General features: G+C 46.5%; 10 protein-coding genes and 3 pseudogenes. 3 read left to right on the top strand and 10 right to left on the bottom strand.

Translation table 11 applies throughout. From position 1 onward, the window contains the following. Positions 1-223: 223 nt before the first annotated feature. From ASG81_RS25185 to ASG81_RS33205, 3 genes and pseudogenes are all read right to left on the bottom strand, one after another. On the bottom strand, positions 224-637 hold the full coding sequence (locus ASG81_RS25185; protein WP_056640968.1) for a hypothetical protein: 414 nt from the start codon (positions 635-637) through the stop codon (positions 224-226). Between the two features lie 141 nt (positions 638-778). Beyond that, positions 779-1,483, bottom strand: a pseudogene (locus ASG81_RS25180) (GyrI-like domain-containing protein); the annotation flags it as partial. Between the two features lie 6 nt (positions 1,484-1,489). Continuing rightward, positions 1,490-1,681, bottom strand: a pseudogene (locus tag ASG81_RS33205) (DUF2716 domain-containing protein); the annotation flags it as partial. Between the two features lie 187 nt (positions 1,682-1,868). On the opposite strand from ASG81_RS33205, the pseudogene ASG81_RS33200 reads away from it, so the two are divergent. Then, a pseudogene (locus tag ASG81_RS33200) lies at positions 1,869-1,979 on the top strand (VOC family protein); the annotation flags it as partial. A gap of 78 nt (positions 1,980-2,057) precedes the next feature. Here ASG81_RS33200 and ASG81_RS25175 read toward each other — a convergent pair. Then, positions 2,058-4,379 (bottom strand): golvesin C-terminal-like domain-containing protein, encoded by a 2,322-nt coding sequence (locus ASG81_RS25175; RefSeq protein WP_056640965.1) that lies wholly within the window; start codon positions 4,377-4,379, stop codon positions 2,058-2,060. Positions 4,380-4,616: 237 nt separating this feature from the next. On the opposite strand from ASG81_RS25175, the gene ASG81_RS25170 reads away from it, so the two are divergent. Beyond that, positions 4,617-5,186, top strand: coding sequence for an RCC1 domain-containing protein (locus ASG81_RS25170; RefSeq protein ID WP_056640961.1), 570 nt, complete (start codon positions 4,617-4,619; stop codon positions 5,184-5,186). A 197-nt stretch (positions 5,187-5,383) separates the two neighbouring features. Continuing rightward, complete coding sequence (locus tag ASG81_RS25165; protein ID WP_056640958.1) at positions 5,384-5,656, top strand: hypothetical protein; 273 nt, start codon at positions 5,384-5,386, stop codon at positions 5,654-5,656. 351 nt (positions 5,657-6,007) lie between these two features. Here the strand turns inward: ASG81_RS25165 and ASG81_RS25160 are convergent, their stop codons facing one another. The 6 genes from ASG81_RS25160 to ASG81_RS25135 form a co-directional block, all read right to left on the bottom strand. Further along, positions 6,008-6,574, bottom strand: coding sequence for a class I SAM-dependent methyltransferase (locus ASG81_RS25160; protein ID WP_200961606.1), 567 nt, complete (start codon positions 6,572-6,574; stop codon positions 6,008-6,010). Positions 6,575-6,887: 313 nt separating this feature from the next. After that, positions 6,888-8,252, bottom strand: a complete 1,365-nt coding sequence (locus ASG81_RS25155) for a hypothetical protein (RefSeq protein ID WP_056640956.1) — start codon at positions 8,250-8,252, stop codon at positions 6,888-6,890. Between the two features lie 4 nt (positions 8,253-8,256). Next, the gene (locus tag ASG81_RS25150; RefSeq protein ID WP_056640952.1) at positions 8,257-8,811 is read right to left on the bottom strand and encodes a sigma-70 family RNA polymerase sigma factor; all 555 of its coding nucleotides are present in this window, start codon (positions 8,809-8,811) and stop codon (positions 8,257-8,259) included. A 320-nt stretch (positions 8,812-9,131) separates the two neighbouring features. After that, on the bottom strand, positions 9,132-9,995 hold the full coding sequence (locus tag ASG81_RS25145; protein ID WP_056640949.1) for a phosphotransferase family protein: 864 nt from the start codon (positions 9,993-9,995) through the stop codon (positions 9,132-9,134). 280 nt (positions 9,996-10,275) lie between these two features. Continuing rightward, positions 10,276-10,479, bottom strand: a complete 204-nt coding sequence (locus tag ASG81_RS25140; protein WP_056640947.1) for a zinc ribbon domain-containing protein — start codon at positions 10,477-10,479, stop codon at positions 10,276-10,278. Between the two features lie 340 nt (positions 10,480-10,819). After that, on the bottom strand, positions 10,820-11,284 hold the full coding sequence (locus ASG81_RS25135) for a DinB family protein (RefSeq protein WP_056640944.1): 465 nt from the start codon (positions 11,282-11,284) through the stop codon (positions 10,820-10,822). Positions 11,285-11,574 lie beyond the last annotated feature (290 nt).

Below are 11,574 nucleotides of genomic sequence, written 5' to 3'. Positions count from 1 at the left end.
AGTTCTATTAAAGAAACCACTCCATTGTCAGGAGTGGTTTTGTCTTATAAACTGATGTATATTTTGTGGTCAAACTGCACTTTGTGCTTAGATACATTGCGGTGATCCGTATCGTAAATTGAAAAGGCACGTTTGCGTTAAACTGCTCGTTAGTTGAGTGAAAAAAGGAAGCATCTGCACCGCGGCAGCTTGCTCCACTATCGTACCCGTTAGCGCAATGTTATTACCGCTTTGTAGAATTGATCCAGTCACCTAGCGCATCATTGGTCACTAAAAACTGACTTTCGACGTCAATGTGTTCTGGGCTAAGTTCGAATGTGGTTCCGCCCCAGTAGCCAACGTTGATTTTGATTCCATCAATAAAGACGATAGTGATTACTACTACTGGCGTTGGACCGTGCTCCACTCTATTAGTTTTATCGAATTCTGATTTTCTGATTAAGGATATAACCTCTGTGAACTCATCGGTTTCCAATACAGCATCGTCCAAGCTTATTTCTTTAATGTTTTCCGCAGTTAATTGGCTGCGAAGCTGATCCCAAACTTTTTTATCCTTTTGGTTATCGTTAGTCATATAGAAGTAAGCAGCGCCCAAAACAATTACAATTGCTAAAATACCGACAATTATTCTTCTCATAATTGACCCCTATTCTTCGGTTAATCCAAGTCTCGTATGCTTAATTGTAAGGGCAACTGCCCGATAGTTGAACAGGCTGCCGATTATCCGACAGCCTGCCATCATGGAGCTATTGTTACCTGTTACATCAACAAACGCTTTTTATTTCTTTTTGATGGGTATCCATATTTCGCTTTTAAATTGCGGCGATGCTACATCTTTGTGCTCATTCCACAGCATTTCAGGCCCTTCGCTTAGCTCATATTCTGAGGACGGAAACCATTCGGAATAAACGCGTCCCCAGATCTCTTGAAGCCCACTTGGAAAAGGGCCGACGGCTGTGAATACAGCCCATGTAGAGGCTGGCACCTCTAGATGGGCGAAGCCATCTCGTACTTCTTTCGTTGTGGCCGCCCCGATGTAATGATCGAGTTCTCCTTTCTCCTCCATCCGCCCTTCACTGAAATTCGTGGAAGCACTGATTAGTCCTGAAGGTTGAACATTCGAAAAGCCCTTAATCTTATCAATCATTTCTGGCGTGAGTCCTTTAAACATCGACTCAATCTCCGGATTCACCCCCTGAAATACTATTGGCACTCTTTTTTTAATCCCCACTATGCGAAAAGCCTCTTTGTCTTCAATTCGGTAGTTCATTTCACTTCCTCCTTTGATAGTCAGCTGAAACGTCATCCGCGGGAAGGCTTTGAGGGACTGTCCATGGATCCGGGCTTCCGAGGGAGTAATCCCATGCATGTTTTGGAAAGCCCTGGTAAAGGAATCCGGCGAGGTATATCCGTATTTCATCGCAGCATCGATGATCTTGATGTCACTGTGGCTTAGCTCGAGTGCTACCAAAGTTAGGCGTCTATCCCAGTCTAAAGCATAAATATATTCTTCTTTTCTTACTAGCCCCTTAAACACTTTAATACAGTTTTCATTGAGGTCTTCTATATTGTCCCATGTTCGTGATAAAGCGAATGTGACATATTGATCATCAAGCACATGGATTCTTGGCCAATCTTCTGGAGAAGTACTTGGTTTAAAATCAAATCGTTTGTAGAACATTTCCCACATACTCAGTTTCGGTAAGTTCAATCCAGTTCTCCATTTTTCACTCCGATCGATTTACCATAACCCTCTTCGTGTTGCATTAAATTTATTTGGTACCAATATTCACTATCGTTTTCGTTAGTGCAAGCGTTGAGTATGAAACTCACTCACTTTATATCCGTCAAAGGTTGCATGGGGAAAAGGTCAAGTGAGCATGCCGCTGCAGGAAACTTTCTTCAGCCCTGCTTACAGTATTGTAACGGACAAGTTCGGCATAACGTTCCAAATATACACCGAGGGCAAACAAGAATAATTCATTGCGAGTGAATCTCCCCTATGAGAAAAACCCCTAAAATGCTTGTTATTCAGCATTCTAGGGGTTTTTACTATATCATCTCGGAGTAACTGCGACGTTATCGAATACGGCTGTCTGACCGTTGGTTCTCAGGCCGATATAACCGTCGGTCAGGCTCAAATCGTTTGCGTCGATTTTTTGCACCCCGTTGACAAAACCTTTAATGGAGCTGCCATCCAGCTCCATCCGCAGTAAATACCACGTGCCCGGACTGGCTTCGATGTGAGCTTCTCCAAGATTGGCCCAACTGCCGTTCACTTTTTTGTAAAGCTGGACTTTGTTCGCATCGTAATTGATGTGCATCGTGTACATGCTGGATAAATCGGCGTTTGCTCTGGCGACCAAACCGGAAGAAGACTTGGGGCCGGTCTTATCGTACACTTTGACAGCCGCAGTTATCGCTGCATCGGTGTAAACGGTCCCTGTTACCGTTTCCGCAGTGCCGGTTCCGGTTTGCTTCAATACTTTGGTGCCGTCGTCCGCCACGCTCCAATTGCCGCTTAATACCGTCCAATTTGCAGCGCTACCGTTTTGGAAATGGTCCCCGAAGCTAACCGGTTCGAACATGACCGCATCAGCTCTTGTGTTGGAGCCGGAACTCGCCGTCAACATCACATAGCCATCCGTTCCCGCATCGAAATAGGCCGTATCGATCAGACGCCATCGGCCTCTGCCCATTGTCGTCTGATCGATGAAAATCGTATCTGTTTTGCCGCCATGATAAATTGTGTATAGGGCGTTCTTATTCGAGTTTAGATTCGCAGGATAACTGACATATACGTTATAGTATCCCGATGTCGGAAGGTCTGGCGTCCATTTCGCCGTACTTCCGGCATTGCTGCTGTAACGGGAGCTTCCGCCGTAGCTGTCGGGAAGAGGACTGTTGCCCCATGTCCCCGACTCGCTATAACCGCTGCCGCCATTATCGATGATGACGGCGCCGTTCGATTTAGCCGGTCCGATCACGTTGGAATAAGGGGAATATAAGCCTTCTGCATTTTTGGCCCTGACCCGGTAGAAATAAATCTTACCCTTTATGGCCGATAAATCGCTGAATATCGGTACGATTAAATTATAATGGCGCGGTATAGTAATATCGTCGGTCACTCCGGCGCCTACGGTTTCCCAAGGCCCGTACCGGTTGAATGAGCGTTCGACGTCATATGAAGCGGCTCCCGAAACTCCCAGCCAAGAGAGTGTGTTTACGGAGTCCGCGGGAAACATAACCGGTGTGTCCGGGGCGGGCCATGGCGGAACGGTTAAGCCTTTGATTGAATGCGCATATTTTCGCAATAAGCCAATGGTAACCGATTCGTTCGCAAAATCACCGGTTGCAAATCCCGGATAACGCAAATATGCCCAATTTCCGATCGGCTGCCAGTGCCATCCTCCCATCTTGTGATGGGGCATTGTGGCCCAAAACATCGCACCCGAAGTTCCGTTGTTCTGTACGGTGCTGAGCAGCTGCTCGGTCACTTCGGGTGAGAAATCCCCGAACTCTCCGATAATCAACGGTTTCTTCCCTTTGGTCGTATTTCTCCATTCGTTGATTTTGGCAATCGGATCTGAGTAGTTGTGATATCTGTATATATGCGGATCAATGAAATCAATATTGAGGTCATCTAGCGCATTTTGACTTATTCCCTGAGCGCGTACATATCCTCCGTCGCCAACGAGATGATTCGCATCGAGACTTTTGAAATAAGCGGCCATTTCGCTTGTCCAGTTGTCGGTGGAATGAAGCTCGTTGCCGAGCTGCCAGGCCATAATCGCATTATCGTCCTTATACTTCACGTTCGTATAAGTATTGGTACGGTTAACGACGTAATTGATAAAGTCTTTGAAATCCTGCTTGATTTCCGGATCGCTCCAGAATTCATCGGCGCTTTTGTTGCGGAATGCCGCCCAATCGGCAACTCCGCCAACATAACTGTATTTGTCCACGAAAGGAATAATGAGCCGCACTTTGTACTGATTCGCCAATTGAAGAACCTTGTCAAACAGCTTAAAGGCGCTCTCGTTATAGTTTCCGGGGGCCATCACATGACGATAGGTGCCTTCAGGGTCGCTGCTCATTTTCACCTCGAAAGGATACAAGCGAATGACGTTAATGCCCGATATGCTGGCACCCCGAATCAAATCCTCGATTTCGTTCGGATCCATCCATGCCCTACCAAGAAACGGCACGTTCGAACCGATAAAGCGAAACTCGGTCGTACCGTCCATGAATTTATCCACGTCACGCGTAATATAATTTGTGAACCCGGCTTGTGCCCTTTCCGGACTAAAGGAAAATAAGACGGAAACAAGCATTATTACAACGTAAAACATACTTGTAAATCTCATCTGATGTCTCATATAGCTGTACCTCCTTGTTAAATTGTAAACGCTTTTAATATGGTCAATAGGCGGTGGTAAAATAAATCACACCCGGGAGCAGCATGATGTAGAAAGCCCGGAAACGCCAGACGGTTCTCAGAACGATTGGCTTCCATGTATCCCCTCCTTTTATGAATGCGCTTCCAATGTATAATTTAAGTATAAGCACTGCTCAAACTGCCGATATACATAAAAACGTAAAAAGTGTATGAATTCATGGAACTATTTAGCTTTTTTTTTGCAAAAAAAAAAAGCCGCCCGATGGCGCTCGGCGATGGAACAACGACAAATCGTAACACTCCCGTTCAGCTGCAGGGTCTCGATTCGGTTGTCGCCATCTCTGCGGATAATGTGCATAGTTTGGCACTCTACAGCAACGGAACCGTCTGGGCGTGGGGAAATAATTACTATGGTCAGCTCGGCGATGGAAGTACGACAACCCGTTATACTCCGGTTCAAGTGCAGGGTCTCGATTCGGTGTCTGTCATCGCGGCGGGTGCTGCGCCGTATAATTTGGCGCTCAAAAGCGACGGAACCGTCTGGGCATGGGGAAATAATTCCGCTGGCCAACTCGGAGATGGAACAACGACAGACCGTTATGCTCCCGTAAAAGTTCAAGGATTTGGAGAGGCCACTCCTGAAGCGCCACAGTGGCCTCAGGGCGACGTGCTGACGGTTACCGATGTGACCTATAACAGCGTACAGCTGAATTGGCAGCCGGCTACGGATGAAACGGGCGTAGACAAGTATAAGGTATACCAGACAACACGCTGCTGGCTACCCTGAACGGGGATGTGAACAGCTATGAAGTGAAGGGGCTCTCTCCAAGTTCGTCCTACCTCTTTTCATTGGTCGCCGTTGATGCCGATGGCAATCAAAGTGTGACTTTCCGATTCCAAAACTTATTCATACGGCGGATCCAATTATGAGTTTTTGTTATATTACGGGTACATTTCGTCCTCAGGACAAGAGTTGAGTGGATCTTGGAGCCCCCCCCTGAAGGTTTCCATGGATTCGTTAATGTCTCCATGGGTTCTCCGGAAGGGGAAGATTATGACCTTAGTCTGGAGACCGTGGGCGAGGGTAACCGATTGCCGGAAGAGACGACGGTGCTCCCCGATGGTACTGAATACAGTGCTGCCGAGGTGCCCGGAGGTTACAAAGCTGAGTGGAGAGTTAAGGGACATACGGAACAAGATTATAGTCCGGATAAGAAGGTTTTCGTATATGTGAGCATCAAATATGACAATCACTAAAGATTATTACTCTGTTACGATAACTTAATGATCGGCCGCGGGATCACTCCGCGGCCTTTTTTACACCCCGGAAAACCACCAGATTCCATTCGGAATTTTTAACGGGATTGGATGAAATCCCCCTCTAAAAAACACTCCTTTGATTTCGCTTTTGTCCTCGGCATGGCAAATGGAGCATACGTAATTAATGTCATAGCATGGGTTTACGGCATTTGGTTGGCAGGACCCCAGTCTAATCGGTGGAAACACATCCGCGCTTATTGGGATGAAATCCTCCGTTTGGCTGCGGCCAGTACTTCAGAGAAAGAAGCAGAGTGCCGCGGCGCTCTGCTTCTTTCAACTCCCGTTAGTTCAATCATTTATTGGCTTTTCAGCGTCTACAATAAGAGAAACAAAGCCTATACCTTCAATATTCCTATGGTCAAAACGTTTGGAACGGAATATATAACCTTTATTTTGATCCCAGTCGCTGTAATGGAAGTTCCCTTCCCCATCACAATACTCCAGTAAACTCACTTTGAACCCAGCAGCATTGAACATAGACGTGATTGATCTAAAATTGTGTACGATTTTATGACTCGCGGCGGGATGATCAACGGGCCCTGGTCCTCCAATTTGCACACCTCTTTGATATTCATCATTAGGAAAATAACCATCGGGAACGGCGCAACGCACATAACCACCAGGTCTTAAAAACTCAAAGCATATTTTTGCAGCTTTAACGCCTTCGTCAAAATCTAAGTGTTCCCAAACATGCTCTGCTAAAATTGCTGTGATCGTATTAGGTGAGAAACGTTCCAACCACTGATATCTTTGCAATAAATTCAACTCTGATTCCTGAGTTTGTATCCACTCAGGATTGTTCATATAAACCCCAGCGCCAATAACCACTCTAATATCTTCGTTAATAGCATTCATTGATTGACTCAGCCCCTTTAACGATATATGAACAGTGTAGCATATGGACATTGGTTATAAATGGAATGAAATCACTTCCATATGGAGTTTTGTGACTTCTAGCAGACAAAATTGCTTCTTTCACCACATTATCCTATCCGTTACTTCAATAGAAAAGGGAGCAGCTACCGCGGCGGTCTGCTCCCTGATCTGATTGAACAATCGTACCCGTTAGCGTAAAAGCCTTCCATTTTTTCCTCACGAATTTTCTAAAAAAGTAAAATTGAATAACCGCTAGCGAAATTGGGATGAAAAAAATGAGCCATATAAATTTTTATTGCAGATCGCTCAGAATCCAGGGTCCTTTCACCACGATATGCGGTTCTCCGATATAAAAGGATATTTCCTTCTGCCCCGGCTCGACGCTCAGCCATTCGGTTTCGACCGCCAATGTCCTCTCGTTCTGCTTGGAGGTGTAGGACATACTAACGCCGTCCTTTGTAAAGAGCCGATAATTTTGCAGCGTTCTCTGCTGGTCATAATCAAAATGAGTATCCACTTCAATGCGCACACTTTCGGCACTTACGCGTTCGATTCGGGTGAACTCTACGGGGAAACCGGCTATTTGGCTTGATACACGAATCTCTCTTGTTCCTTCCTCCGGAACCGGCAGGGTAACTTTAACATGCTTCACTCCGGGATCTACGATCCGTATAGCAGGAATGACTAGCTGGTAATTATCCGCTCCGGTCGGGTCATCAAACAGCAACTCTCGCGGCTTGATGAACCCGGTATCTTTCTTTATCGACAGCGCACGACCTTGATTGTCCGTCAACTGGAGCTGTAGTCCTTCCGCAATCGGTTCTTTTCCGTGAGAATCGACCATCTGCTGTCCGGACAATTGAGTAAGCAAATTCACTTTGCGGATGTTCACGTCTAGAGGTGTCACGATGCCGGTAATCCGAATGCCGTTCCGGATGTCGCTTGAGCCGAAGCCGGCCAAATCGTCAGCTGTCTCTGCCTTCGTCAGATGCAACGGACCGATGGTTGTATTGCCAAATCTCAAAGTTGCGTTTTCAAGTCCCTTGTATGGGATGCTTCCTTCATAATAATACATGGCCTGCCAAGGACCGCCGCCTCCCCATAACGCATTACTCTGCTTAAATTCAAACTGCCCTTGCTCCGTCACCAAAATGAGGCTCTTGACGGCCGTTGCGGAAACATTATCGCCGCCTAAGGAAATTTGCCCACCTGACCGCTGAATGAGCACTCCCTCCACCGTGATCTTACCGTACTCTCCAATCGAATCTTCCGGCTTTGGCAGTACATAGGCCCTCTGTTCCGAATCCTCGTTCTGTTGCACGAAGCCGAAACCTGGGATAAATTGCAACACTTTCTTCAATTCGGCTCTGGCGTCAGGCGAGACGGATATAAATGTCGTACTCAGGATAACAGCGGCGCAAGCGGCAGCCAGCCACTTGCGGCGGGAAGCCTTTTTGTAAGGCTTCGCTTCCTTTAATTGCCCAACCGCTTCCTCGTCGAAGTCCAATCGAGCGAATGTCCGCTTCCTGATTCGCTGCCACGCGGCTTCATCCACTTCCTCGCCCTCATACGGGTCGATTTCCTCAACACCATCCAAATCCTTCTGATTGAGCCGGTCCATCCAAGCGAATATATTTTTATCTTCTGTCTGAGCCATCTGTTTACTCCGGCCTCCCTTCGCCAAGTTTAGCCCTGAACATTTTACGCATCCTGTACAGGCGGTTCTCCACCGCTTTGCCGGTTAGCCTTAGTCCCTTCGAGATCTGTTCAAGCGATTCGTAGTAAAAATATCGACGGTAAAAAATTGTCCGATCCGGTTCCGGCAGAGCATTGACCAAGGTAATCATCTCCGCCGAGGCTTCCATCGATATCACCGTTTCTTCAACGCTCGCCCCGGCCGTCGCACGGCCCTCGAACGGTTCCGCTCCCGGGCGCCTCAGCATCTTCCGGCGGACGTCAAGTGCGGAATATTTGGCCAGGATCAAGAGCCAGGTCCGCATTGAGCCTTTCGCCGTATCATACTCGTCGATTCGCCTCCAAACCGCCAGAAAAACGTCGCTGACGCATTCCTCCACATCTTCCGCCCTTCCCACCCCCGCCATTATTCGGCTAACGAGGCCGTAAACCCCGTTTCCGTATCTATCCATCAATTGCTCAAGTGCTGATGGTAAGCGGCGGCGCAATGCATCCGCTAGGTGTTGATCATCCCCGTTCATAACCTCTTCCTTTCAAATCTTGGTATGCCTCCTACATGTATTACTACGTCGCCGGAATCCGAAAATCCCTCAAAATCATCCTGAACCGTTCATGTCTCCTCCAACGAAAAAAAGACCGGACACGCTGATCCGATCTTATCCGCACATGATATAATGGCTGCAGCATAAAGCGCATTATTCACCAAATGTATTTAAGATTGATTAATTCAGCTCTCGTACCCGTTAGCTGAACAATTTAATTCTATCTTATAAACCTTGATTCTTCTGGGTAATGACTGACGAAAAAGTCTACATCAACTCCAATCGAGCGGGAACTGCCCTTATAGCAGCACACTCTCATTTAAAAATCGATTGTCCCTTACGATTTTTCTTACCTTCTTCATCGTATCCGCGTGTTTGGGCACTCCAGCGATTCGGTCGAGAAGTAGCCACCTCAGGCAGGCAAGCGCTTCAAAGATCTCCAACTCCCCCGTCGCTACGGGCATTTCCTCTTGATATTTGTACAAAAACGTAAGGCTTTTGCTCTCGCTCAAATAGATGCGCAGAAGCAGACAAGCCCATGACAGATCATACCTAAGATCCCCCAGTTGCCCGTTCGTCCAGTCGATCACCGTGTATTGTCCATTCTCTTCTAGAATATTGCCTAAATTGAAATCGCCATGAATAATCCGGTCCATTTTCATATCAGCGGAAGCGACTAGACGGATCAGTTCCTCTTTTATCGCCGGAAACGCCTCGATCCCCGAGAAAAAATACCCAACAAAATCATACCTAGCTAGCGCCCTACCCTCCAATCCATCCGGAGGCAGCCGGTGAATGTCGGCTAGAACAGCGGCAATTTTCTTAAAAATGCTCGGATTCACCTTCGTTATTGAAGTGCCGTGATAACGGGTCAGCAGCACACCGTCCCCAGTTTCGGTTCGCCCATGGCCGATCGGCTCGGATACGCGGATTCCCTGCCGATGAAGAGCTTCCAAAAGGTGATATTGGCGCAGAACGTCAGGTTTCGAGCGTTTGTTCCACACCTTCAGCACAAAATGCTTCTCCCCCTGCGTGATCTTAACCACATCCGCCTCAAGCCCCGGCGAAAGCGGGCTAAGCGTCATTTCAGCCCCTGAAGTAATCAGGGTGTTCAAAATTGGGTTTGTTTCATGCCATTCAATACCCGCCAATAAGTCATTCATGGGATTTCACGCTACCTTACCTTCAAATTGTTTCATATCTCACCTCTGGTGATTTACTCCTTCCAGATTCAACATTTTGCTGCGTTATCCTGCCAGTTAGCTTAACAAAGAAAGGGAACAGCTGCCGCAGCAAACTGCTCCTTGATGTATAACTATCGTTACCCGTTAGCGGAGTGGTTCTTACATTCCTAACCCCTTTGCTCAAAAAAATGAAAGCTGCCAAACTGAATATGGTCAGTGGCTGCTTTCGATGTGGATTCGCTATTGTTACCTTAACTCATCAACCGAAAAAGAAATCAAGAACGTTCGAACCAGCCGACGCTTGTTTATTGTAAAATTCGGAATACCCGCAATTTGCGCAGTACACGACTACAAATTGATTGTGCTGGATATCGAACATTTTGGAAAGGCCTGTGCCGGTCATTGCTACTTCTTTCGTCCTTGCGTCTTTGCTACCGCATTTGATACATCCCTTTTCACTCATACATCTATCACTCCCTGCATGTTATGTTTCCTTGTACGTTTACAATACTTGGAAGGTTACGTAAAAAACAGATGCTGTTTGTTCTCAATGGGTTCTAAGTGCGGAAGATCAACTTTTTCCGGCAATTTGATGGGTATCTTCGCTCTGCAGTATATTAAATTCTTCTGCCTTTTAGCTCAATGAAAACAGGGAGTAGCTGCCTCGGCAATCTGCTCCCTGGATGGTTTCAACTATCGTATCCGTTAGTTGAATATCCTTCGTCCCGTGTGGCGCGATTTTCACATGATCTATAATGAAGAGTTTAGGCGAAACATATTATATTGATCGAGGTTTCATGATACTACATTTGCTGTTTAATGGCCTTAATCGTTGCAAAATGCATGCCTTCGTGATACAAACAAAAACTAAGGCACTCCTTAACTGTCGATAATTCAAGACCAGCCGAAGTAACAAATGGTTTCTCGAGATCTTCTTCTAGCCGGTGCTCCAAGGTTTGCTCAATCCGATCGATTTGCTTAGATAGCAAAAGAAAAATACCATCCAAACTAGGTACTTGCGTTCCCCAGTTTTCCGGCTTAGTCCCAGGAGCAAACAATTCTGCTAAATGCTTAGGCAACTCCATTTTTTCATTCGTTAGCGCAAAAGAGAACTTCTCATGAACAAGAAGAATGTGCCCAAGGTTCCACAGAATATTGTTGTTGAATCCTCGTGGTACAGTGCGTGTTTCTTCCTCGCTCATCCCTGTAACCTGTTTTATCGTATTGCCTCGAACAAATCTTAATTGTTTAAAAAGGTAATTGACCATAGCTAATCCTCTCCTTTTGAAAAATGGTGTTTGCTAATCCGCCTAATTGGGTAAACGCTAAGGAATAGCTTCAGGGCTTTCTTCATTCTTACGCTCAAGCAAGCCTCCCTGCAGCCGGGAAGCGTCGGGCTACGTAGGGACGATTTAAACAACATTCAACTAAACTGCTCGTTAGCGTAACGAAGGGCTACCACGCGGCCAATGTCATTTAGTTTAGTTCAAAGACAAGAACAGGAATAAAAATGAAATCTGAAATGGCATGGGAAAAGTCCTGTGCCGTTTGTTTTTTT

This window comes from Paenibacillus sp. Soil522 (assembly GCF_001428245.1).
In the GTDB taxonomy this organism is placed as follows: domain Bacteria; phylum Bacillota; class Bacilli; order Paenibacillales; family Paenibacillaceae; genus Pristimantibacillus.
This window is presented reverse-complemented; position numbering and strand designations above follow the sequence as displayed.